Origin of the sequence: Microbacterium hydrothermale (assembly GCF_004854025.1) — a bacterium.
Lineage (GTDB): Bacteria > Actinomycetota > Actinomycetes > Actinomycetales > Microbacteriaceae > Microbacterium > Microbacterium hydrothermale.
The window spans coordinates 382,225-404,599 of record NZ_STGM01000002.1; the positions used below are offsets into that span (position 1 = coordinate 382,225).

21 protein-coding genes are annotated in these 22,375 nt (G+C 72.1%); 17 read left to right on the forward strand and 4 right to left on the reverse strand.

The annotated features are described in order from the left end of the window. Positions 1 to 23: 23 nt before the first annotated feature. The 7 genes from FB047_RS05435 to FB047_RS17055 all read left to right on the forward strand — a co-directional run bounded on the left by FB047_RS05435 (position 24) and on the right by FB047_RS17055 (position 7,855). Positions 24 to 800, forward strand: a complete 777-nt coding sequence (locus tag FB047_RS05435; RefSeq protein ID WP_167494159.1) for an ABC transporter ATP-binding protein — start codon at positions 24 to 26, stop codon at positions 798 to 800. Further along, on the forward strand, positions 797 to 1,687 hold the full coding sequence (locus FB047_RS05440) for an ABC transporter permease (RefSeq protein WP_136586174.1): 891 nt from the start codon (positions 797 to 799) through the stop codon (positions 1,685 to 1,687). Before FB047_RS05435 ends, FB047_RS05440 begins: the two co-directional genes overlap by 4 nt. Positions 1,688 to 1,813: 126 nt before the next feature. Continuing rightward, positions 1,814 to 2,992, forward strand: a complete 1,179-nt coding sequence (locus FB047_RS05445) for an ABC transporter substrate-binding protein (RefSeq protein WP_136586175.1) — start codon at positions 1,814 to 1,816, stop codon at positions 2,990 to 2,992. A gap of 190 nt (positions 2,993 to 3,182) precedes the next feature. Continuing rightward, the gene (locus FB047_RS05450) at positions 3,183 to 4,514 is read left to right on the forward strand and encodes an FAD-binding oxidoreductase (protein WP_136586176.1); all 1,332 of its coding nucleotides are present in this window, start codon (positions 3,183 to 3,185) and stop codon (positions 4,512 to 4,514) included. Further along, entirely contained in the window at positions 4,511 to 5,290 is a 780-nt protein-coding gene (locus FB047_RS05455; RefSeq protein ID WP_136586177.1) for a creatininase family protein, read from the forward strand. The genes FB047_RS05450 and FB047_RS05455 overlap by 4 nt, the downstream gene beginning before the upstream one ends. A gap of 265 nt (positions 5,291 to 5,555) precedes the next feature. After that, a complete protein-coding gene (locus FB047_RS05460) occupies positions 5,556 to 6,776 on the forward strand; it encodes an MFS transporter (protein WP_167494160.1) in 1,221 nt (406 codons plus the stop codon). Positions 6,777 to 7,012: 236 nt separating this feature from the next. After that, positions 7,013 to 7,855 carry a hypothetical protein gene (locus tag FB047_RS17055; protein WP_205822670.1) on the forward strand — a complete coding sequence of 281 codons (843 nt, stop codon included), beginning with the start codon at positions 7,013 to 7,015 and terminating at the stop codon, positions 7,853 to 7,855. Between the two features lie 24 nt (positions 7,856 to 7,879). Here the strand turns inward: FB047_RS17055 and FB047_RS05475 are convergent, their stop codons facing one another. Continuing rightward, positions 7,880 to 9,256: an amidohydrolase family protein gene (locus FB047_RS05475; RefSeq protein WP_136586181.1), complete on the reverse strand. Its 1,377-nt coding sequence runs from the start codon at positions 9,254 to 9,256 to the stop codon at positions 7,880 to 7,882. 285 nt (positions 9,257 to 9,541) lie between these two features. Further along, the gene (locus FB047_RS17060; protein ID WP_205822672.1) at positions 9,542 to 10,615 is read right to left on the reverse strand and encodes an alpha/beta hydrolase fold domain-containing protein; all 1,074 of its coding nucleotides are present in this window, start codon (positions 10,613 to 10,615) and stop codon (positions 9,542 to 9,544) included. A gap of 146 nt (positions 10,616 to 10,761) precedes the next feature. On the opposite strand from FB047_RS17060, the gene FB047_RS05485 reads away from it, so the two are divergent. The 8 genes from FB047_RS05485 (at position 10,762) to FB047_RS05520 (ending at position 18,283) form a co-directional block, all read left to right on the forward strand. Continuing rightward, positions 10,762 to 11,244, forward strand: a complete 483-nt coding sequence (locus FB047_RS05485) for a pyridoxamine 5'-phosphate oxidase family protein (protein WP_136586183.1) — start codon at positions 10,762 to 10,764, stop codon at positions 11,242 to 11,244. A gap of 97 nt (positions 11,245 to 11,341) precedes the next feature. Then, entirely contained in the window at positions 11,342 to 12,049 is a 708-nt protein-coding gene (locus tag FB047_RS05490; protein WP_136586184.1) for an SDR family NAD(P)-dependent oxidoreductase, read from the forward strand. Positions 12,050 to 12,314: 265 nt separating this feature from the next. After that, positions 12,315 to 12,665, forward strand: a complete 351-nt coding sequence (locus FB047_RS05495) for a carboxymuconolactone decarboxylase family protein (RefSeq protein ID WP_136586185.1) — start codon at positions 12,315 to 12,317, stop codon at positions 12,663 to 12,665. Between the two features lie 3 nt (positions 12,666 to 12,668). Continuing rightward, the gene (locus tag FB047_RS05500) at positions 12,669 to 13,946 is read left to right on the forward strand and encodes a M20/M25/M40 family metallo-hydrolase (protein ID WP_136586186.1); all 1,278 of its coding nucleotides are present in this window, start codon (positions 12,669 to 12,671) and stop codon (positions 13,944 to 13,946) included. A gap of 830 nt (positions 13,947 to 14,776) precedes the next feature. Next, positions 14,777 to 15,805, forward strand: a complete 1,029-nt coding sequence (locus FB047_RS05505) for an amino acid ABC transporter permease (protein WP_136586187.1) — start codon at positions 14,777 to 14,779, stop codon at positions 15,803 to 15,805. Continuing rightward, complete coding sequence (locus tag FB047_RS05510; RefSeq protein ID WP_136586188.1) at positions 15,802 to 16,587, forward strand: amino acid ABC transporter ATP-binding protein; 786 nt, start codon at positions 15,802 to 15,804, stop codon at positions 16,585 to 16,587. Before FB047_RS05505 ends, FB047_RS05510 begins: the two co-directional genes overlap by 4 nt. Before the next feature lie 109 nt (positions 16,588 to 16,696). Continuing rightward, positions 16,697 to 17,698, forward strand: a complete 1,002-nt coding sequence (locus FB047_RS05515; protein WP_136586189.1) for an ABC transporter substrate-binding protein — start codon at positions 16,697 to 16,699, stop codon at positions 17,696 to 17,698. Positions 17,699 to 17,767: 69 nt separating this feature from the next. Then, entirely contained in the window at positions 17,768 to 18,283 is a 516-nt protein-coding gene (locus tag FB047_RS05520; RefSeq protein WP_136586190.1) for a GNAT family N-acetyltransferase, read from the forward strand. A 190-nt stretch (positions 18,284 to 18,473) separates the two neighbouring features. Here the strand turns inward: FB047_RS05520 and FB047_RS05525 are convergent, their stop codons facing one another. Together FB047_RS05525 and FB047_RS05530 are read right to left on the reverse strand one after the other, a co-directional pair. Then, positions 18,474 to 19,571, reverse strand: coding sequence for an FAD-dependent oxidoreductase (locus FB047_RS05525; RefSeq protein ID WP_136586191.1), 1,098 nt, complete (start codon positions 19,569 to 19,571; stop codon positions 18,474 to 18,476). Then, positions 19,568 to 20,071: a GNAT family N-acetyltransferase gene (locus FB047_RS05530; protein ID WP_136586192.1), complete on the reverse strand. Its 504-nt coding sequence runs from the start codon at positions 20,069 to 20,071 to the stop codon at positions 19,568 to 19,570. The genes FB047_RS05525 and FB047_RS05530 overlap by 4 nt, the downstream gene beginning before the upstream one ends. A gap of 180 nt (positions 20,072 to 20,251) precedes the next feature. Between FB047_RS05530 and FB047_RS05535 the strand changes: the two genes are divergently transcribed. Continuing rightward, a complete protein-coding gene (locus FB047_RS05535; RefSeq protein ID WP_136586193.1) occupies positions 20,252 to 20,968 on the forward strand; it encodes a GNAT family N-acetyltransferase in 717 nt (238 codons plus the stop codon). 156 nt (positions 20,969 to 21,124) lie between these two features. After that, a complete protein-coding gene (locus FB047_RS05540; protein WP_136586194.1) occupies positions 21,125 to 22,138 on the forward strand; it encodes an LLM class flavin-dependent oxidoreductase in 1,014 nt (337 codons plus the stop codon). Positions 22,139 to 22,375 lie beyond the last annotated feature (237 nt).

Below are 22,375 nucleotides of genomic sequence, written 5' to 3' on the forward strand. Positions count from 1 at the left end.
ACCCCACGGAAAGTGAGCGCCCCGTGACCCTGGCCTCTCCCGCCCCGGCATCCGTCGCGGATCCCACCGCGCCGATCCTGGACTTCCGCAACGTCGCCATGACGTTCCCCAACGGCACCACCGCCCTCTCGGGCGTCGACCTCACCGTCGAGCGCGGCGAGTTCGTCAGCGTCGTCGGCCCCTCGGGCTGCGGCAAGTCGACGCTCCTGCGCATCGCCTCGGGCCTCGAGTCCGCCAGCGAGGGCACTGCGACGGTCAACACCGATCGCATCGGCTACGTCTTCCAGGACGCGACCCTGCTGCCCTGGCGCGACGTGCAGGCCAACGTCGAACTGCTCGCCGAGCTCAACTGGCAGCCCAAGCGCGTGCGCACCCCGAAGGCCCAGTGGGCGATCGACCTCGTCGGCCTCAAAGGCTTCGAGAAGCACCTGCCGAAGCAGATGTCGGGCGGCATGAAGATGCGCGCCTCGCTCGCCCGCTCGCTCACCCTCGACCCCGAGCTCTTCCTTTTCGACGAGCCCTTCGGAGCGCTCGACGAGATCACCCGCGAGCGCCTGAACGACGAACTCATCAAGATCTTCGTCGAGCAGAAGTTCGGGGGGCTCTTCATCACCCACTCGGTCTCGGAGGCCATCTACCTCTCCACGAAGGTCGTGGTGATGTCGGGACGCCCCGGCCACCTCGTCGACACCTTCGAGGTCCCCTTCGACATGCCGCGCGACCCCGAGATCCGCTACACCGCCGAGTTCGCGAAGCTCGTCGGCGAGGTCTCCCACGCCCTCCGGGAAGGACACTCATGAGCACCACCTCCGCTGAGCCGGTCGTCGACCAGGCGACCGTACCCCCGGCATCCATCCCTCCGATCGAGCCGCCCCGCCCCCGCACCGCCCGCCGCCGACGCGGCTTCGGAGCCCGCGCCGCCGTCATCGGACCCCCGCTCGCGGTTCTCGTCGTGCTCCTCGGCGGGTGGTACGCCGTGTCGATCGCCCTGGCCGCGTCGGGCAAGGGCTTCCTCATGCCGATGCCCCACGAGATGTTCACGCTCGGGTTCTTCGACCCGCAGGTCGGCGCCGACATCTGGGTCGCCCTGTTCCGCACCACCGGGGTCGCGCTCACGGGCCTCGCCGTGGCGATGATCCTCGGCATCGGCTGGGCCATCGCGATGTCTCTGGCGCGCTGGGTCGAGCGCTCGACGTACGCCTACGCGGTGATGCTGCAGTGCATCCCGATCCTCGCCCTCGTGCCCCTCGTCGGCTTCTGGTTCGGCTACGAGTTCACGGCGCGCGTCATCGTCTGCGTCCTGATCGCCCTGTTCCCGATGGTGTCGAACACGCTGTTCGGCCTGCAGTCGGTCGACAAGTCGCAGCGCGAGCTGTTCCGCCTGCAGAAGGCGAACAAGTGGACCGTGCTCACCAAGCTCACCCTGCCGGCCGCCCTGCCCTCGATCTTCGTCGGCATGCGCACCTCGGCGGGCCTCTCGGTCATCGGCGCGATCGTCGGCGACTACTTCTTCCGCCGCGGCGAGCCGGGCATCGGCTCGCTCATCGCCAACTACCAGTCGCGCCTGCAGAGCGCCGAGCTGTTCGCCGCCATCCTCGCGGCCTGCCTCCTCGGTGTCGCGATCTTCGCGTTCTTCGGCTGGCTGTCGAAGGTGGCCGTCGGCCGCTGGTACGAGAGCGCCCTCTAGACCCCCGGATGCCGCAGCGCAGCTCCTCCCGCACGCACGTGCGGGAGGCGGCATCCGGCGTACCCGAAAACCCGCAGCTTCATCTCCCGCACCCGAGCTCCACCTCGTCACAGAAAGCGAACCAGCATGCAGCGCTCCACCCTCCTCCGCGGCACCGCCGTCACCGGCGCCGTCGCGATCGCCCTGACCCTGACCTCGTGCGCCGGAAGCGCCGCCGAGCAGGCCGCCCCGGCCACCGACATGCCGATCGGCGCCGTCGACCTGTCGGCGGACTGCCCCTCGACGATCGTCGTGCAGACCGACTGGAACCCCGAGTCCGAGCACGGTCACCTCTACGAGATGATCAAGGACGACTACACGATCGACGCCAACACCAAGGCCGTCACCGGCCCCCTGATGTCGGACGGCGAGTACACCGGCGTCAACCTCGAGATCCGCGCCGGAGGACCCGCGATCGGCTTCCAGACGGTCTCGGCGCAGATGTACCAGGACGACAAGATCACCCTCGGCTACGTCAGCACCGACGAGGCGATCCAGCTCTCGTCGACCACGCCCACCAAGGCCGTCTTCGCCCCGCTCGACATCAGCCCGACCATGGTGATGTGGGACCCCGCGACCTACCCCGACGTCAAGACCATCGACGACGTCAAGGGCGCCCTGTCGGCGAAGGGCGGCGTGTGGCGCTACTTCGACGGGTCGGCTTACATCGAGTACCTCAAGAGCGCGGGTCTCGCCGACGCGTCCATCCTCGACGGCTCGTACGACGGCACGCCCTCGAACTTCGTCGCCGCGGGCGGCAAGGACATGCAGCAGGGCTTCGCCTCGGCCGAGCCGTACGTGTACCAGAACGAGGTCTCGGCGTGGGGCAAGCCCGTCGACTTCGCGCTGATCCACGACGCCGGATGGCAGACCTACCAGTCGTCGATGTCGGTGAAGGCCGCTGACTTCGACAAGCTCTCGCCCTGCCTGTCGAAGCTCGTCCCCGTGCTGCAGAAGGCCGGCGTCGCGTACTACAAGGACCCGTCCGCGACGAACGACCTCATCCTGAAGCTCGTCGACGAGTACGCCACCGGCTGGACCTACACCCAGGGTGTGGCCGACTACTCGGTCAAGACGCAGATCGACCTCGGCCTGGTCGGCGACGGCCCCGACTCGACCTACGGCAACTTCGACGACGACCGCTTCGCGGACTTCTTCGACAAGGCGAGCAAGGTCTACACCGACCTCGGCACCCCGCCGGCGTCGGGCTACACCCCGGCCGACCTCTACACGAACGAGTTCATCGACACCTCGATCTCGTTCTGACCCGACGGCCCGGTCCGCCTCGCGCGGGCCGGGCCGCTCGGCGGGCTCCCTCGCGAGACCGCACCGCGCTGACACCTCGGCGACAGCCTGCAACCGACTCGTCAGCGCGATGCCGTTTCGCGAGTCACCTGCGACACAGACTCCTCCCGCACGCCGCATCGCGGCATCCGTTCCACCCGGAGAACCACCCATGAGCGACACCGCCACCCGCGTCCTCTCCCTCGAGGACGACCTGCTCGACCTGCTCGGCCCCGCCGCCGTCAGCACCGAACCGCGCGTGCGCGAACGCGCCAGCGTCGACGGATCGCCGATGTCGCCGATCATCGCCGCCAAACTCCCCCTCGGCCTCGCCGACCTCGTGGTCTTCGCCGAGAACGCCGAGCAGATCGCCACCGCGGTCGCCGCGGCCGCCCGCCACGGCGTCCCCGTGACCGTGCGAGGCAAGGGCACCGGCAACTACGGCCAGGCCATCCCGATGCACGGCGGCCTCGTCGTCGACACCACGCGCGCCAAGGCCATCGTCGAGGTCGGCGACGGCTACATCACCGCGGAGGCCGGCACCCCGATGGTCCTGCTCGAGCAGGCCGCGTGGGCCGCGGGACAGGCGCTGTGGATGTACCCCTCCACCGCGCAGTCGACCCTCGGCGGCTTCCTCTCCGGAGGCTCGGGCGGCACCGGCTCGATCGAGCACGGATCCAACGACCGCGGCTTCGTCGCCGCCCTCGACGTCGTGCACGCCGACGGCAGCGACGAGATCCACCACGTCGAGGGCGACGAGGCCCAGAAGTACGTGCACAACTACGGCACCGCCGGCGTCATCGTGCGCGCGACCGTCCGTCTCGAGCCGCTGCGCGAATGGCGCGGGCTGTGGGCGAGCTTCCCCGACTTCGCGGGGACCCTCTCGGTCGTGCAGACGATCGGCAACCTCGACCCCTCGCCCCGGCTGGTGTCGGGCGACGGGCCCGAGATCTCGGCATCCCTCCCCTCCGACGAGGCGATTCCGGAGGGTCGGTCGAGTCTGCGCGTGATCCTGGATGCCGACCAGATCGAGACCGTGACCGGGATCATCGAGGGCGCGGGCGGCCGCGTCGAGGCGGTGCGCGAGGGGCCGCAGGCCAGCATCCGCCTGTCGATGCTCAGCTACAACCACCCGATCGAGTGGTACCAGAAGAGCCAGCCGCACGAAGTGTTCCACCTCGAGGTGGCTGGGGCGCCGCTCGCCGACGACATCGCCGCGGTCGAGGCCGTGTTCCCCGGCTCGCACCTGCACATCGAGTCGACCAAGGCGTTCCCGATCGGCATGCTCGCCGCGCCCTACGTCAGCGAGGAGGACGTGTACCGCGGCATCGCCGAGCTGAACGCGATCGGCGTGGGCGTGCACAACCCGCACCAATGGAACGTCGACTTCAACGTCGAGCAGACCGTCGAGACCGCGCGCTCGACCGACCCGAACGGGCTGCTGAACCCCGGCAAGCTCGACCCCGACTACGCCGGCGCGCGCAAGGGAGCGATCATCTCATGACCCGTCTGCTGGCCGAGCTGAGCGGACCCGCCGCCGCCGAGGCCCTCACCGAGAAGTCGATCGTGGTCCTGCCCACCGGAGCGATCGAGCACCACGGGCCGCATCTGCCCCTGGCGACGGATGCCATCGTCGCCGAGGCCTCCGCGACGGCCGCCGTCGCACGGGCCGCCGCGCAGGGCCTGGACGTCTGGCAGCTGCCGGCCCTGTCGATCACGAAGTCGGACGAGCACTCGTGGGCGCCCGGGACGCTGTGGCTCACGCCCGAGACGATGATGCAGACGATCGTCGACATCGGCCGTTCGCTGCTGACGACCCGCGCCCGCACGCTCGTCTTCCTCAACGGGCACGGCGGCAACGTCGCCCTGCTGAACGTCGCGAACCGGGAGCTCCGCCGCCGCTTCGGCCTGCGCACGTTCTTCATGCCGGCCGCGCGCGTTCCCTCGTTCGACGGCACCGACGGGGGTCCGAACGAGCACGGCACGGGCATCCACGCCGGACACGGCGAGACGAGCATGATCATGCACCTGCGGCCCGAGCTCGTGGACGCGTCGAAATTCGAGGCGACCGTGCCCGCGCACATCGGCGACTTCCGGCACATCGGGTTCAACGGCAAGCCCGTCACGTTCGGGTGGCTGTCGAACGACTTCGGCCCGACCGGCGTCCTCGGCGATCCCACGGGCGCGAACGCCGCGCACGGAGCGCAGCTGTTCGAGGACAGCGTCTCGTTCGTCGTCGAGGCGCTCGAGGAGATCAGCCGATTCGACTACACGGCGTGAGGGGTTCGGGGCGGGCACGACTCCTGCAGATCCGGCCCGCGAGCCTCGGAACGGCTTCGCGGCGCGCGTTCTGCAGGAGTTGTGCGTCCGCGAGGCGCGAGCCCGCCGCCCTGCGCGTGGCGGCTGGCCTCCGGCCCGTGCGGCACAACTCCTGCACGAGCCGGTCGGGGGCGCGTCTGGATCCCGCGAGACCCGGATATCGCAGGAGTTGTGCAGGCGTCGACACGGGGCCGGTACCGGATGCCGCCGAGCGGGCGGCGCGCGCGTGAGCGTGTCCGCCGAACCGGCACGGGGCGTCCGAGCCTACGGGCAGGTGCTGCGCCTGCCCGGGGCGCGGAGCTTCGTCGCCGCGGGCATCCTCGCGCGTTTCCCGCGGGCGACGCTGTCGCTCGGCATCATCCTGCTGGTCTCCTCCGCGACCGGCAGCTTCGCCTCCGCCGGACTCGTCGTGGCCCCGCTCGTCGGCGGGATGGCGGTCGCCGCTCCCCTGTGGTCGTCTCGCATGGACCGGCACGGCCAGGCCCGCGTCATCCTGATCTCGCTCGCATGCCTCGTGCTCGCGGCATCCGGGTTCCTCGCCCTCGTGCTCACGGGGGCGCCGTTCTGGACGTGGCTCGCGGCCGCGTTCGTCACGGGGGCGGCGACTCCCGACCTGACCTCGGCCGTCCGCGCGCGGTGGACGGTGCTCGCGCCGGAGTCGCAGCGCACCCCCGCTCTCGCGCTCGAGACGATCGCCGATCAGATGGTGTTCATCTCGGGGCCGCCGGCCATCACCGCGGTGGCCGCCGCGATCGATCCCGCCGTGGCGATGCTCGGCTCGCTCGGGCTCGGAGTGATCGGCGGGGTGTGGCTCGCCGCGCAGCGCGGCACGCAACCGGCGCCGACGCCGCGCGGTCCCCGGCGCGGGTTGGTGCTGCCGCCCGCGGGAGTGATCCCGATCGCGATCGCGTGCATCGCCCTCGGCGGCGTGTTCGGATCCTTCGACGTCAGCCTGGTCGGCTGGGCGGAGATGAGCGAGCGGCCGTGGCTCGCGGGCCCCGCGTTCAGCGCGCTGGCCGTCGCGATCGCGATCGGGTCGGTCGTCACCGGAGCGCGGACCTGGAGACTCTCCCCCGCCGCGCGCTACATCCTCTTCGCGGCGCTCGCCTGCGCGGTCGCCCTCGCCCTGCCGTTCGCGCAGGGGTCGGCTCTCGTGCTGTTCGGGGTGATCCTGCTGCTCGGGCTCGCGGTGTCGCCGGTGATGGTGTCGGGGATCCTGGTGGCATCCGGCCGCGCTCCCGAGGGGCGCGTGACCGAGACCCTCGCGTATCCCACCGCCGCGATGTCGCTCGGCGTTCCGATCGGCGGCGTGATCGCGGGAGCGGCACTGGATGCCACGGGCCCGGCCGCGGCCCTGGTCACGATCGCGGTGTCGCTGGCTCTGGCCGCGGCGATCGCCGCGGCGGGCGAGGCGGTGCTGCGGGTCGGGAGGCGGGAGGGCGCGTGAGCACCGCCGCCCTCGTTCCGCGCACTCAAGAGGGGGAGGGCTCCAGGCCCCCAGGGTCACCCACCGGGTGAACTCGACCGATCTTCGAGAGGACCTCCCGGCCGTGCTCTCCTCTCGCTGAGCGCGAAGGATAGCGAGGAGCCTTTCGGCGCGGGTGCAGACCGTGACCACCCCCGGGCAGAGTTGTCAGTTCGGATCGACACCGCACCGACGCCCCGAACCCGAGGACCCCGACCATGGACCACGCCGCGATCACGGACCGAACCGGCGATTGCCTTCTCGCGGCGACCGGCATCGGGGTCGACGCGGGGACACTCGTCATCGGCATCGCCCTTCTCGTCCTGGGTGCGGCGGTGCTCACCCGCCGGACGCGGGGGCGCGCGGCGCACCGCGCTGCGAGCGCGTCACTTCTCGTCGTCGCCGTCACTCTGGTCGCCGGCGCCACCGCCTCCTCGCCCGCGCACGCCGACACCGCGCACTGCCTCGCCGCTTCCCCCGTGGCACCGAGCGCATCAGCGGTTCCCGCGCCGACCCCGACGCCCACACCGGCCTCGACGTCCACACCCGCGCCGACGCCGACGACGACGCCGACGACGACCCCGGCGCCCGAGCCGACACCCACGCGCACCCCGACCCCGACGCCCAGACCGACGATCGACCTGGCCCTCGCCTTCTCCATCGAGGTTCCCGGTTACGCCGTACCCCAGAACGTCCCGACCCGGCTCACCGGGCGGGTCGACGTGCAGAACCTCTCAGGCAGCGGCCTGTCCGGCGGCGACGTCACGTTCCGCATCCCCCATGTCGACGAAGCCACCGACTTCGCCCTGGCGTCGGCCACGGGGTGGACCATCGACACCACGTCCGACCCCGACGCCACGGTCTTCGTGCACGCGGGTCCGCTCGCCGCCGGAGAGACGACGACCGTCGCCTTCACCTTCACCTTCACGTACGCCTTCGACGATCCCTCGAACATCACCTGCCGGTTGAAAGCCGCCCTCGATGACGGCACCGGCCGCGACGACGACCCGACGAACAACACCGCCTGGTCGAACATCATCCCGGTCATCATCGAGCTCTGACCGGCCCCTCGCGGCAATTCCCCCTCAGAGGATGACGCCGAACTCCTCCGCCAGGGCGGGCAGCTGCTCGTGCAGAACGGCCGAGGCCTCCGCGGCGAGAGGGTTCGTCGAGACGCCGTCCTCGTTCACCAGCTTCCCGCCGACGTACACCTGCTTCAGGTTGCGCAGGCCGCACGCGAGCACGTAGCTGCGGACGGGGTTCCACAGCGGACCGACGTCGGGGAGACGCGGGTCGACCACCACGAAGTCGGCGAACTTGCCCACCTCGAGGCTGCCGACGCGGTCGTCGACGCCCATGATCTCCGCGCCCCCGAGCGTGTGCAGGCGCAGCACGCGCTCCGGCATCATCGACAGCGGGTCGTGGGTGCGAGCGCGCTGCATGAACATGCCCATGCGCATGTTCTGCCACGGGTCGGCGACATCGGTGCAGGCCTGATCGTCGAGGCCCATGCCGACCTTCATGCCCTGATCGAGCATCTCGGGCACGTGCGCGATCCCGGATGCGAGACGCCCGTTCGATGCCGGCTGCCACGACATGCTGGCGCCGCCGGCAGCGGCATCCGCGATGATCTCGGGCGTCGTCTGGATGAAGTGGCCGAACATCATGCCGGGACGGAGGGCTCCGGCGTTCTTGTACAGCTGGAACTTCGTCTGCTGGTGCTCGATCGCCTCGTACGTCTCGAGGAAGTGCGCCTGGTTCGTGACGCCGAAGCGGTCCATGACCGCGACCTCGATCTCGGCGGCATCCGGCCGGGTCGACCACTGCACCTGCCCCATGATCGAGGCACCGAGGGCGATGTCGGGGTCCATCGCGAGAACGTGATCGAGGGAAGCCTCGAAGCGCGCGAAGATCTCCTCGTCGGTGCCGACGGTGGCATCCAGGGCGATCGAGTCGACGAAGCGGAGCCCGGCGTCGTGGCATCCGTCGGCCTGCCGGGTGTGCCAGGCGTGATCGCGCAGAATGCCGCCGCCGTCGGCGCGCTTGCCGTCGACCATCGGCTCCCAGGGCAGGAGTGGGTCGGTGAAGTTGTACGCCGTGGTCACGCCGTTAGCGAGGAAGTCGAGCGAGCCGTGCAGCGTCGCCCAGTAGATCTGGTCGGGTGAGGCGTTGTTGAGCACGCTGAACATCGACGTGCACCAGCCGTAGAGCGTCTGGTCGACGCCGAGCCCGCGCGAGCCGCTCGTGAAGAGGTGGCTGTGGCTCGACACGAAACCGGGGGCGACGAACTTGCCGTCGACGTCGAGGATCTCGTCGGCGGTGACGCCCGGGTCGGGGTCGCCGGCGCCGATCGCCGCGATGCGGCCGTCGCGGACGAGCATGTATCCGCGCTCGATGTAGCCGGGGTCGTCGGTGCCCGCGGGGACCGTGATGAGACGTGCATTCGTGACCAGGAGCGACATGTTGATGACGGTAACAATGGCGTGTTTCCGCGGTGTTCCGGGCGTGGGGCGGGGGTTTTGCGGAGGGTGGTCGTGGTGGTGGTTGTCCCCCTTCTGACGGTGCATGTCCCAGAAATGGCCGGTGCAGCGCCGCCCAACCCACCACAAGTGGGACAAGGGGGCGCGGAGGCCGCGCGAGAGCCACGCCCCCTCGAGGCCTCGTCCCACTTCTAGCAATGCGTGTCCCAGAAGTGGCCGGTGCAGCGCCGCCCAACCCCCCACAAGTGGGACGAGGGTGCGCAGAGCTCAGGCGAACGCCGCCCGCACCGCCGGCGCGATCTGCGCGAGCACCTCGTCGCGCGCGGGCGTCGACGGGAACACCAGGAACAGATGCGGAACACCCGCCCTCCGCACGAACGTGACGGGGACCCCGGATGCCGCGAGGCGATCGGCGTACTCCTCCGCCTCGTCCGACAGCGGGTCGACCTCGGCCGCGACGAGCACGGCCGGCGCCGCCGCGTCGACAGCGGCGGCGCGCAGCGGCGCCGCTTCGACGGGCACCGAGCCCGCGGTATCCGGCCGCGGCGGCGCACCGGCGCCCGTCCGCACAGCATTCGGCCGCGGCGAAGCACCGGCGCCCGTCCGCACAGCATCCGTTCCCGGCGAAGCCTCCACACCCGGCGCAGCATCCGCGGCGCCGCCGAGGTACAGCCCCCAGTACCACTGCATCCCCTTCGCCGTCAGCGGCAGGTTCGCGGTGTGCGCGCGGTAGCTGGGGCGATCGGGATCGGGCGCGTCGAGCACCGGACACAGCAGCACCTGCACCCGGATGCCGGGAGCCCGACCCTCGCGCGAGCGCAGGGCGAGGGCTGCGGCGAGGTTCCCTCCCGCGCTGTGCCCGGCCACGCCGAGCAGGGCGGGGTCGGTCAGACCGCCCGCCCCGGAGGCGGCGAAACGCAGGACGCGGTCGAGATCGTCGAGACCGGCGGGGAAGGGGTGCTCGGGCGCCAGGCGGTAGTCGGCGCTCAGCACCTGCGTGGCGGTCGCGGTCGCGAGCGCGCGGCAGAGGGCGTCGTTGTTGTCGAGGTCGCCGGCGACCCAGCCTCCGCCGTGCGCGAAGACGAGGGTTCCCCGGTGCCCCGCACGCGGGCGGTACAGGCGCAGGGCGAGGCCGTCGGCATCCAGGTCGATCGACTCGACGGTGTCGTCGTCGGGCGACCGCACCCACGACGGATTGGCGCGGAGCTCGGCGAGGCGTGCGGCGTCGTCGCCGTCGGCATCCGTCGCCCCCGAGGGGATCGTGCCGGCCTGCGCGGCGAGCCGCGCCAGGTGCGCGCGCACGTCGGGGTCGGTGATGGCCGGGTGGACGTCGTCGCTCACGGGTTTCCTCACTGGTCGCTTCGGCGCGGCGCCGGACGGACCGCCGAGAGCGAGCGTAGGCGCGCCCGAGGGGCGACACGACGCGCGCATCGCAAGCGTTACGGCGTGGAAACACCCGCGTCGCGCGCGCCCCCGACGATGGCCGCATGGACTCCCCCGTGCAGCGCGCCGCGGCGATCCTCGCCGCCCAGCGGTTCGTCGTGATCGGAACCGCCGACGCCGACGGCCCGTGGACGGCGGCCGCGCAGTACCGACTCCTCCCCCGCGGCCTGTACGTCGAGTCCGACGTCTCGTCGCGGCACGCGCGGGCGATCGCGGCGTCGGGCGTGGCATCCGGGGTCGTATTCGACCCGGCGGCGACCCTCGCCGACGCCGACGGCGTGCAGCTGGCTTTCGCGGCTCGGGAAGTGGATGCCGAGGCCTCGGCGGTGCGGGACGTGCTGGCCGCGCGACTCCCCCGCGACGCCGGCGACGACGATCCGTCCCCCGTGCTGGGGGTGCCCACCAAGCGCCTGTACGTGCTCGAGGTCGAGCGGGCGTTCGTGTTCGATCGCGATGCGTGGCGTTCGCGCGGCACCGACGCGCGGCTCGAGGTGGATGCCGCGGCGGTGTGGGCACTGCTCGCCTGAGGAGCGTTACGCCCGCGAAACAGCGCCGTCGCCGCCGCGTTCGCCCCCGGGCGTACCGTGACCGCCAGGGCGACCCGACGCCCGCGGGAGGAGCATCATGTCGCAGCGCGTCATCGTCACGGGAGGCTCCGGCGGCATCGGCGCCGCGATCGTCCAGCGCTTCGTCGACGACGGGGCCCGGGTCGCGGTGCTCGACCGTCGCGCTCCGGCCGGCCCCGCGGCATCCGCCTTCATCGCCGTCGACCTGCGCGACCCCCTCGACACGCGACGCGCGGTCGGCGAGGCGGTCGAGGCCCTCGGCGGGATCGACGTGCTCGTGAACTGCGCCGGGATCTTCCAGCACACCGCGCTGCTCGACATCAGCGTCGACGACTGGGACCGCGTGATCGACATCAACGCGCGCGCCACCCTGATCACGATGCAGGCCGTCGCCCCGACGATGCTCGAGGCCCGTCGCGGCTCGATCGTCAACATCGCGAGCATGGCCGCCAAGCACGGCGGCGGAGGCGAGGCCCACTACGCCGCCTCGAAAGCCGCGGTCGTCGCCCTCACGCGCGCCGGAGCGCAGGAATGGGGATGCCACGGCGTCACCGTCAACGCGGTGTGCCCCGGGTACGTGCTCACCGAGATGGGCGCCGACACCCGATCGGAGGCCGACGTGGCCGCGTGGAGCGCGAAATCGCCGCTGGGTCGCCTGGGCATCCCGGAGGACGTCGCCGGGGTGACGCACTTCCTGGCCTCCCCGGCGGGCGGTTATCTGACCGGCCAGGCGATCAACGTCACCGGCGGCATGATCATGCACTGACGCCCGGGCCGGTGCCGGTTCCCGCGCGGGTTCCGGCTCCGGCGCGTGCGGAACTCCGGAGATCTCGGGGCATCCGGGCCGGGCGGCCCCGCACCGGACCGCGACCGAGCGATCGCTCAGAAGTTCCGCACGGGTACGGGTGCGGGTGCGGATGATGCGACGCGGCGGCGTGTGACCGCGCGTGACGACGGCACCGCTCGGCGCCGGAACGCGGTGGTTACGGTGGGGCGTGGCATCCGCCCCACCCCTTCGACCTGGAGAGCCCATGTCCGAATACTTCGACCGCACTGCCGACAAGACCTACACGAAGGTCTACAAGAACGAGACGCCCGACATCCTCGCCGCGTTCGCCGCGTTCGACCAGGCCGTCTTCGCCCCCGAGGGCCGCGAGATCCCGCTGAAGTACCGCGAGCTCATCGCCCTCGCCGTCGGCATCACGACGCAGTGCGTCTACTGCATCGACGGGCACTCGCAGAACGCGGTCAAGGCCGGAGCCACCGAGGCCGAGCTCGCCGAGGCCGCCTGGGTCGCCACCGCGATCCGCGCGGGCGGCGGCTACGCGCACGGACGCCTCGCGTTCAAGCTCGGCGAGGACGCCCGCCCCCACGAGCACTGACCCGTGTCGCCCCTCGAGACGGAGGCGCTGGACTTCATCCGCGCCCTGATCCGCATCGACAGCGTCAACACCGGAGATCCCGCCACGATCGGCGACGGCGAGACCCGGGCGGCGCGGTTCGTGCAGGCGCAGCTCGAGGACGCGGGATACGAGACCGCCCTGGTCGAGCCCGTTCCGGGACGCGCGAGCGTGATCGCCCGCTTGGCGGGTTCGGATCCGGATGCCGGTGCCCTCGTCGCCCACGCGCACCTCGACGTCGTGCCGGTCGACGCCGCCGACTGGACCCACCCGCCCTTCGGGGCGGAGATCCACGACGGCATCCTGTACGGACGCGGCGCGGTCGACATGAAGGACTTCGCCGGGATGCTACTGGCGATCGCGCGGTCGTTCCGGCGCGAGGGGATCGTGCCCCGGCGCGACCTCGTCTTCGCGTTCTTCGCCGACGAGGAGGCCGGGGGCGTGTGGGGCGCACGCTGGATCGTGCAGCACCGCCCCGAGCTGTTCGCCGGTGCGACCGAGGCCATCAGCGAGGTGGGCGGGTTCTCGCTGCCGCTTCCCGGCGACCGGCGCGCCTACCTCGTCGCCACGGCCGAGAAGGGCGTCTCGACCGCGACGCTCACCGCCCGCGGCCGCGCCGCGCACGGGTCCCGTCCCACCGCCGACAACGCCGTCGTGCGCCTCGCGCAGGCCGTCGCCGCGGTCGGCGCGCACGCGTTCCCCGTGGTCCGCACGGCCGCGCTCGAGCGGTTCGTCGACACCTGGGAGCGCGCGGGCGGGCGTCTCGACGACCTGGGGTTCGCGGCATCCCTCATCGACGCGGGCATGCGCAACACCGCCTCGCCCACGGTGCTCGCGGCGGGAGGGAAGGCCAACGTCATCCCCGCGGCGGCGAGCGCGACGCTCGACGTGCGGATCGTGCCCGGGCAGCACGACGCGGTACGCGCGGAGCTCGCCGCCGTGGTCGGCGATGACATCGAGGTGACGTGGGCGCGCGACATCGCCGCGATCGAGGCACCGGTCGATGCGCCCCTGGTCGAGGTGCTGCAGCGGGCGATCACCGCGGAGGATGCCGACGGGGTGGTCGTGCCGTATCTGCTGCCGGCGAGCACCGACAACAAGCACCTCAGCCGGCTCGGCATCCGCGGCTACGGCTTCGTGCCGCTGCGCGTGCCCGCGAACTTCGACGTGTTCGGGCAGTTCCACGCCGCCGACGAACGCGTGCCGGTGGAGGCGCTCGCGTTCGGCACGCGGGTGACGGCGCGGATCCTGCGCGAAGCGTGAGGCGGCGGGCGGGGCAGGCCCGCGGGTGACGGCGCGGAGCCTGAGCCGGCGGCCGGCGCGGCGCGGAGCCTGAGGCGGCGGGCGGCGCGGCGAGGGGTGAGCCGGTGCGCAGAACTCCTGCAGAACCGCGGATCCAGCGCCCCGCAACCACTCGCGGCGCAGGTAATGCAGGAGTTGTGCGCGGCACCGACCGGCCTGACCGGCCGGCCACCCGGCCCGCCGGCCACCCGGCCACGGGTGACCGCGCGCGTTCCGCGCGGAGGGTGAGCCGACGCCCGGTGCCCGGCACGCAGCACGCGGCGCCGGGCACGCGCGCATAACTCCTGCAGAACCGCGGGTGCAGCGCCCCGCAACCGCTCGCGGCACCGGTAATGCAGGAGTTGTGCGCGGCCCAGACCGCCTCGACCCGCCGGCCGCCCGTGACCGCGCTGATTCCGCGCGGAGCGTGAGCCGACGCCCGGCACGCAGCACGCGGCGCCGGGCACGCGCGCATAACTCCTGCAGAACCGCGGGTGCAGCGCCCCGCAACCACTCGCGGCACCGGTAATGCAGGAGTTGTGCGCCGCCCCGTGCTGCGGGCGCGGCCCCGCGGCGTGAGCCGGACGTACCCGACGCCGCAGGGCCCCGCGCAGCATCCCCGCCGCCGCGCCGCGCCTACCCCGAATCCTCGGGCGCTGTCCAGCGTGTTACCGCCCGAGGCGTCGCATTGCGATGCGCGACAAGTCGTTTCGACGTGTGAATGGCCGTCTCGCGGCCTCCTCCGACGCCGTCGTACCGTGACGCAACCCACCGGCGCCCCGCGCCGTCACCGCCCTTCCGAGGAGCACGTCATGACCACCACCGCGCCGGCCCCCGCCGACCGCACGGCCCCGCGCGCCGGGTCGACCGACAAGGTCGACCTCGGCACGATCGCCGTGGTCCCCACCCGTCACTGGTGGCGCTGGATCCTCAGCGCCCTGCTGCTGTTCGTCGTCGCCCAGTTCGTCTGGAGCCTCGTCACGAACGACCGCTACATGTGGGGCACCTTCGCGCAGTACTTCTTCTCCGAGCCGGTGCTCATCGGCATCGGGTACACCCTCAGCCTCACCGCGATCTCGGCGGTCGTCGGCTTCACCCTCGGCACGGTGCTCGCCCTCGGGCGCCTGTCGGCCTCGCCGCTGCTGAACGCCGTCGCGTGGGGCTACATCTGGTTCTTCCGCTCGGTGCCGCTCGTGGTGCAGATCATCGTCTGGTACAACCTCGGCTACCTCTACCCGACCCTGGGCCTGGGGACGCCGTTCACCACCGACTTCTGGATCGTGGAGTTCCCCACGGTGCAGCTGGTCAGCGCCTTCGCCGCCGCGATCCTGGGCCTCGGGCTGCACCAGGCGGCGTATTCGGCTGAGATCATCCGCGGTGGGCTCGTCTCGGTCGACCCCGGCCAGCACGAGGCGGCTGCGGCCCTCGGCATCCCGGCATCCCGTCGCCTGTTCCGCATCATCCTGCCGCAGGCGATGCGCTCGATCGTGCCCAACGCGACGAACGAGGTGATCGGTCTGGTGAAGGGCGCCTCGGTGGTGTTCGTGATCGCCATCCCCGAGCTGTTCTACGCCGTGCAGGTCATCTACAACCGCAACAGCCGCGTCATCCCGCTGCTGCTGGTCGCGGTGGTCTGGTACACGCTCATCACCACGATTCTGAGCATCGCCCAGTACTACATCGAGCGCCACTACGCCCGCGGCTCAGCCCGCGCCCTGCCCCCGACGCCCGTGCAGCGGGCCCGCCGGTGGGTGAGCGCGCAGTGGGCGCGCCTGGGCGACGCACCGCCGGGGGCGACGGATGCCGCGCGCCCGGCGCCCGAGAAGGGAGTCCGCGCATGAGCGCCACCACCACCGCCACCCGGGGTCTCGTCGAGATCCACAACGTCCACAAAGCGTTCCATGGCACCGAGGTGCTGAAGGGCATCGACCTGACCGTCGAACCCGGCGAGGTCGTCGCGCTGCTCGGTCCCAGCGGCTCGGGGAAGTCGACCCTGTTGCGCACAATCAACCACCTCGAGACCGTGGATGCCGGATCGGTCACCGTCGACGGGGAGTTCATCGGCTACGAACTGCGCCACGGCAAGCTGCACGAGCTGCGCGAGCGCGAGATCCTGCGTCGGCGCACGCAGGTGGGGATCGTGTTCCAGAACTTCCACCTCTTCCCGCACCTGACGGCCCTCGAGAACGTCGTCGAGGCACCGCTCGCCCTCAAGCGGCTGAGCAAGGACGACGCCGCCGAGCTCGCCCGCGGTCTGCTCGACCGCGTCGGACTCGCGCACAAGGCGGAGGCGTACCCGCGGCAGCTGTCGGGCGGCCAGCAGCAGCGCGTCGCGATCGCCCGCGCACTGGCTCTGCAGCCCAAGGTGCTGCTGTTCGACGAGCCGACGAGCGCACTCGACCCCGAACTGGTCGGCGAGGTGCTCGACGTCATCCGCGACCTGGCGAAGCTCGGGACGACGCTCGTGATCGTCACGCACGAGATCGGCTTCGCCCGCGAGGTCGCCGACCGCGTGGTGTTCCTCGACGACGGCCGCGTCATCGAGCAGGGCTCGCCCGACGAGGTGCTGGGTCGTCCGCAGCATCCGCGCACCCGCGAGTTCCTCGCGAAGGTGCTCGGCTGAGGCGCGTCCGCCTCGCGCCGACCCCACCCCCTCCCTTCGGGCTCCGTCCGACGAACTCCCCCACTCACCCGAAACGCGGCACGACCGCACCCCTCAAGGAGACACAGCAATGGCACTCAGCAAGAAACAGGGCATCGCAATCGGCGTCGCCGTCGTCGCGGTGGCCGCGATCGTCGGCATCGGCTCGCTCGCGATCTTCAACCGCCCCGCCGAGGCGGAGGCCGCGGCCGCCCCGGACACCACCGCGTCGGCGAACCCCGACACCGGCGACATCCCCCGCATCACCGGAGAAGCCGTACCCGAGGCCGTCGCCGCCCTGAAGGCGAGCGGCTTCACCCCGATCGAGCCCGGCAAGCTGACGGTGGCGGTCGGCGCGTTCGTCCCGCCGCTCAGCTACCAGCCCGAGGGCACCACCGCCGCGACCGACGTCGCGGGCACCGAGCCGAATTTCGGCGAGCTGATCGCCGAGGGGCTCGGCCTCGAGTACAACCCGGTCGTGGTCGCATGGGCCGACTGGCCGCTCGGCATCCAATCGGGCAAATACGACCTGATCACCTCGAACGTCACGGTCACCGAGGAGCGCAAGCAGCTCTACGACTTCGCCAGCTACCGTCAGGACCTGCTGGGCTTCTACGTCCGCTCCGACAGCTCGATCTCGAAGATCGAGCAGGCCGACGACATCTCGGGCCTCAAGATCGTGGTGGGCTCCGGCACCAACCAGGAGAAGGTGCTGCTGAAGTGGAACGAGGAGCTCACCGCCGCCGGCAAGGCTCCCGCCGAACTGAACTACTACGACGACACCGCCGCCGCGACGCTCGCGCTGCAGTCCGGGCGCGTCGACGCCACCTTCGGCCCCAACGCCACGGCGGCCTGGGCCGCGCGGGAGACCGGCGAGACGAAGCTCGTCGGCATCATCCCCGGAGGATGGCCGCTCGCGGCCGACATCGCCGCGGCGACGAAGAAGGGCAACGGCCTCATCGAGCCCGTCAACCTCGTGCTGAACGCCTACATCGCCGACGGCACCTACGCGAAGGTGCTCGACGCCTGGGGCCTCGAGTCCGAGGGCGTCGACAAGAGCGAGATCAACCCTCCCGGACTCCCGAAGTCCTGACTCCCGCGCACGGCCCGGTCCTTCGGCGGCCGGGCCGTGTCGTGCGCCACGAAGAGAAGAATGGATGCCATGACCCCCGAGCCCACGTCGACCCTGACCATCCGCCTCGTCGAGCCCGCCGAGTACGCCGAGGCCGGTCGCCTCACCGCCGACGCCTACCGCCACAGCTACGCGGGACTGTCGGAGGCGTACCTGGACTCGCTCGCCGACGTCGCGGGACGCGTGGAGCAGGGCGAGGTGTGGGTCGCGGTCGACGGCGGCGGGATCGTCGGCACCGTCTGGACCCCGCGGCCCGGCGAGCGCCTGTCCGAGCTCGCCGCCGAGGGTGAGCTCGACTTCCGTCAGCTCGCGGTGGCCCCCTCGGCCCGCGGACGCGGCATCGGCGAGCAGCTGACGCGCCACGTCCTTCAGCTCGCGCGCGAGCGCGGGGCGACCCGGGTGGTGATGAACAGCGGACCCGAGATGCTCGGGGCCCACGCGCTGTACCTCAAGATGGGCTTCCGCCGCCTGACCGAGCGCGAGGCGCCGATCGAGGTCGAGCCCGGGCGCTGGCTCGACCTGCGGGCGTTCGGGTTCGATCTCTGAACCGCCGCCCCGGGCTCACCTCACCACGAGACGGCATCCGGCTGGCGACTCGGTGACCTCCTGCAACCGACTGGTCCGCAGAATGTCGTCTCGCAGCCCGAGCCGGGCCCATGCCGGCCGAGCGCGGACGACCCCCAGCGGCCGGGCCCGCGCGGGCCGAGCGCGGACGACCCGCCCCGGCCGGGCCCGCTCAGGCCGCGGCCAGCGCGGCGAGCGTGCGGCCGACGACCGGCGTGAACTTGAAGCCGTGGCCCGAGAACCCCGCGCCGACGACGACCGGGCCGAAGCGCTCGAGCACGAAGCGCGCGTCGACCGTCGAGGTGTACGTGCAGGTGATCTCGCTGACGTCCGTGGCATCCACCCCGGGGAGCCACTCGGAGGCGTAGCGGACGAGGGCGGCGGTGAGCGCCGGATCGGGCACGAAGCTGCGGCGATCGGGATCGACCTCGGGTCCCGCCGCGTGCCACCCCGCCTTCAGCCCCTGACCGGGCGTCTGCATGCCGTAGACGACCGCGGCGAACCCCGCGGTCGCCGCGTCGTCGGCGGAGGGGTGGTGGTTGAACCCGGGCCAGGATGCCGCGGCGTCGAGCGGCCGGAAATGGGCGGGCTGCTCCTGCGTCACGCGCAACGCCGGGAGGGTCGCGCCGCGGACTCCCGCCAGGGTCTTCGCCGTCCACGCGCCCGCCGTGCAGACGAGGCGTCGCGCGTGCACGCGGCGGCTCCCGGCCGCGTCGGTCGCGGTGAAGCGGACGTCGTCATCGCCGTGCACCTCGATGTCGGTGACGGCGGAGTTCCAGCGCGTGCGGGCGCCGGCCCGCGCGGCGCCGGAGAGGAATGCGGCCACGGACGCGTCGGCATCCAGTCGCCCCGCCCGGGGGTTGTGCAGCACCGGACCGTCGAAGCGCAGGCCCGGCCAACGCGAGGCCGCCTCGTGACGATCGAGCACCTCGGCGGCGAGACCGGCCGCCGAGATCGCCGCGGCCGTGGCGGCGTGGTCGACGCCGGGACCGTGCGTGACGACGACCGTGGTCGTCAGCAGCGGGCGATCCGCCTCGGCCTCGAGTTCGCGCCACAGCACCTCGGCATCCCGGAGCCAGGCGAGGTACTCGGGCTCGGTGTAGGCGACGTTGAAGTTGCGGGACGCGCCGTGCGAGGCACCGCGGACGTGTCCGGGCTCGAACTGCTCGAACACCTCGACGTCGCGACCCGCGCGCGCGAGATGCCACGCGGTCGCCGCCCCCATCGCGCCGGCACCGACGACCGCGACGTCGACGCGTTCGACGCTCACGCGGGCAGGTCCTTCGCGAAACAGCGCGAGCCCGCGAAGCGCGTGTAGGGCGCGAAGACGGCGACAGGGCGGTACCCGAGCCGCTCGTAGAGGGCGATCGCCTCGGGCTGCCGGTCTCCCGTCTGCAGCACCAGGCGCGCGGCGCCGCGCTGTCGCGCGAGCCGTTCCAGCTCGGCCATGAGCGCTCGGCTGGCACCGCGTCCCCGCGCCTCGGGGGCGACGTAGACGCGCTTGACCTCCAGCTCGTCGCCGAGAGCGCGCAGCGCCGCGTGTCCCACCGCTCGCCGCTCGGCGTCGGTCACGAGAATCACCTCGACGATGGTCGACGGGTCGACCGCGAAGTCTGCGTCGAGCAGAGCCCGCGTGCGCTCGTCGAAAGCGGCGAAGACCTCGGCGTAGCGGGGCGAGATCTCGGCATCCATCGCCGCGCGCAGAGCCGCGGCCCGCTCGTCGTCCCAGGTGACGTTCTCGATCGTCCACGTGGCGTGTGCAGCGGTCATCCCGCCAGTATCGCCGCGCCGCGCGCCACCCCGGGCCGCGCGGGAAACGGCGGGTAACACGGGCCCCCCGGGCTCGCCGCGGGCACCCTCGGTCGCCCCGTCGATCTCTCCCCGCGACGGTGCGTTGCCCGCGGTGACCGCCGAGTTGCACCGAGGCCGCGACCGGCGCAGAGTGTCCCGGTGACCTCCGCTCCGCCCCTCCCCGTCCCCCACGCCGACGCCACCGTCCTCGACAACGCCGCCTGGCACTCGCTCGCCGGTCCCCACGCCGCCTTCGCGATCGGCGGCGACCTCGTGCGCCGCTATCCGGCCGACGTCGCACCGTTCGTCGCCGTACGCTCGTGGGACGAACCGGGCGTCTGGGATGCACTGCGCGAGCTCGTCGGGCCCGGCGCCGAGGTCGGCCTCTCGGGCTACGAGGGGGCGATCCCCGAGGGCTGGGAGTACCTGGGCGGCGGCGAGGGGGTGCAGCTCGTCGAGACCGACGCCCTGCAGACCCGCCCCTTCGACGAGGTCATCGAGCTCGGCGCCGACGACGCACCCGACATGATCGCGATCGTCGAGCGCAACCAGCCCGGCCCCTTCCGGCCCCGCACGTACGAGCTCGGTCGGTACATCGGCATCCGTCGCCAGGGTCGGCTCGTCGCCATGGCGGGCGAGCGCCTGCACCCCACCGGCTGGACCGAGATCAGCGCGGTGGCGGTGGATGCCGACCACCGACGCCAGGGCCTCGCCTCGCGGCTCGTGCTCGACGTCGCCTTCCACATCCAGCAGCGCGGGGACCGCGCGATGATGCACGCGGCCGCCGGAAATGTGAACGCCATCGCGGCGTACGAGAAGCTCGGCTTCGCGTTGCGGCGGCGCAATCGCTTCGCGGCGGTGCGGACGCCTGCCTGAGATGCTCCGCGGGAGGTGCTGCGACCGAGTGTCCACGAAACTCGGACGAATTCTCGAGGCGTCCGGGTGTTCTGGACGCCGGATGCCGTGACCGCGCGTGACTGTCCGTGACGGCGCTCGGCCCTCGCCGTTCGCGTCCCGGCTAGCGTGACCGACATGGCCCGACCGCTGCGCTCCCTCGGCTTCCTCACCATCGGCCTGTTCGACCGCGAGAACCCCCGCGCCGGACACGAGACGACCCTGTCGATCATCGAGCGGGGAGAGCGGCTCGGCTTCGACAGCGCCTGGCTGCGCGACCGGCACCTGCAGTACGGCATCTCCTCCCCCGTGGCGGTGCTGGCCGCGGCATCCCAGCGCACGAGTCGCATCCGCCTCGGAACCGCGGTGATCCCGCTCGGATGGGAGAACCCGCTGCGGCTCGCGGAGGATCTCGCGACCGTCGACGTGCTGTCGGGCGGCCGCCTCGAACCCGGTTTCTCGGTGGGGCCGCCGCGACGCCTCGACGACATCGCGCCTGCGCTGTACCCCGACACCGCCGACCGCGAAGACTACGGGTACGAACGGCTCGCGCGCCTGCGCCGCTTCCTCGCCGGAGAACCGGCCAGCCCGTTCGCGGGGACGGAGGGCATCGAGGAATACTCGGAGCGCGTCGAACCGCACGCCGCGGGCCTCGCGGATCGACTCTGGTACGGCGCCGGGAGCCCGGCATCCACCACGTGGGCGGCCGAGAACGGCTTCCACCTGCTCACCAGCAGCGTCATCCGATCGACCGCCTCGACCGACTTCGACGTCGAGCAGTACGCGCAGATCCGGCTCTACCGCGACACGCACCCCGACGGAGAGAACGCGCGGGTGTCGCAGGGGCTGGTGGTCATCCCCACCGACTCGGCCACGCCCGAGCAGCGCCGGCGCTACGCGGCCTACGCCGAATCGCGGCGCGGGCGCGTCGGCATCCCCCACGGTCCGCAGGGGATGCTGTTCGCCGAAGACCTCGTCGGCACCGCGGAGCAGATCGCCGAACGCCTGCTGTCGTCACGGGCCTATCCCGAGGTCGACGAGGTCGCCTTCGCGCTGCCGTTCTCGTTCGCCGCCGAGGACTACGCGCAGATCCTCGACGACATCGCGGGGCGGCTCGGGCCGCTGCTGGGGTGGGCGCCGGCGGCGGGCTGAGGCCTGGATCCCGGATGCCGCGACCCCGCCGCCGCGCTCAACCGGAGCGCCGGGTGCGGGTGCGGGGCGACGTCGCAACTTCAGCGATCCGCACAACCTCAGCCCCCCACCCCGCGAAACGCGTGAGGTTACGCGAACCACGGAGGCTGCGCCCGCCCGGCGCGCAGCCCGCGCCCCGGAGCCGCCACCCGCTCGCCGCACCCGCACGCGCGGCCTGACCGCTCGCACAACCTCAGT

Bases quoted from the DNA above. Each gene is read 5' to 3' on its own strand.
- FB047_RS05440 (WP_136586174.1), top strand. From the start codon at position 797: ATGAGCACCACCTCCGCTGAGCCGGTCGTCGACCAGGCGACCGTACCC.
- FB047_RS05445 (WP_136586175.1), top strand. From the start codon at position 1,814: ATGCAGCGCTCCACCCTCCTCCGCGGCACCGCCGTCACCGGCGCCGTC.
- FB047_RS05450 (WP_136586176.1), top strand. From the start codon at position 3,183: ATGAGCGACACCGCCACCCGCGTCCTCTCCCTCGAGGACGACCTGCTC.
- FB047_RS05455 (WP_136586177.1), top strand. From the start codon at position 4,511: ATGACCCGTCTGCTGGCCGAGCTGAGCGGACCCGCCGCCGCCGAGGCC.
- FB047_RS17055 (WP_205822670.1), top strand. From the start codon at position 7,013: ATGGACCACGCCGCGATCACGGACCGAACCGGCGATTGCCTTCTCGCG.
- FB047_RS05475 (WP_136586181.1), bottom strand. From the start codon at position 9,256: ATGTCGCTCCTGGTCACGAATGCACGTCTCATCACGGTCCCCGCGGGC.
- FB047_RS05485 (WP_136586183.1), top strand. From the start codon at position 10,762: ATGGACTCCCCCGTGCAGCGCGCCGCGGCGATCCTCGCCGCCCAGCGG.
- FB047_RS05490 (WP_136586184.1), top strand. From the start codon at position 11,342: ATGTCGCAGCGCGTCATCGTCACGGGAGGCTCCGGCGGCATCGGCGCC.
- FB047_RS05495 (WP_136586185.1), top strand. From the start codon at position 12,315: ATGTCCGAATACTTCGACCGCACTGCCGACAAGACCTACACGAAGGTC.
- FB047_RS05505 (WP_136586187.1), top strand. From the start codon at position 14,777: ATGACCACCACCGCGCCGGCCCCCGCCGACCGCACGGCCCCGCGCGCC.
- FB047_RS05510 (WP_136586188.1), top strand. From the start codon at position 15,802: ATGAGCGCCACCACCACCGCCACCCGGGGTCTCGTCGAGATCCACAAC.
- FB047_RS05515 (WP_136586189.1), top strand. From the start codon at position 16,697: ATGGCACTCAGCAAGAAACAGGGCATCGCAATCGGCGTCGCCGTCGTC.
- FB047_RS05520 (WP_136586190.1), top strand. From the start codon at position 17,768: ATGACCCCCGAGCCCACGTCGACCCTGACCATCCGCCTCGTCGAGCCC.
- FB047_RS05530 (WP_136586192.1), bottom strand. From the start codon at position 20,071: ATGACCGCTGCACACGCCACGTGGACGATCGAGAACGTCACCTGGGAC.
- FB047_RS05540 (WP_136586194.1), top strand. From the start codon at position 21,125: ATGGCCCGACCGCTGCGCTCCCTCGGCTTCCTCACCATCGGCCTGTTC.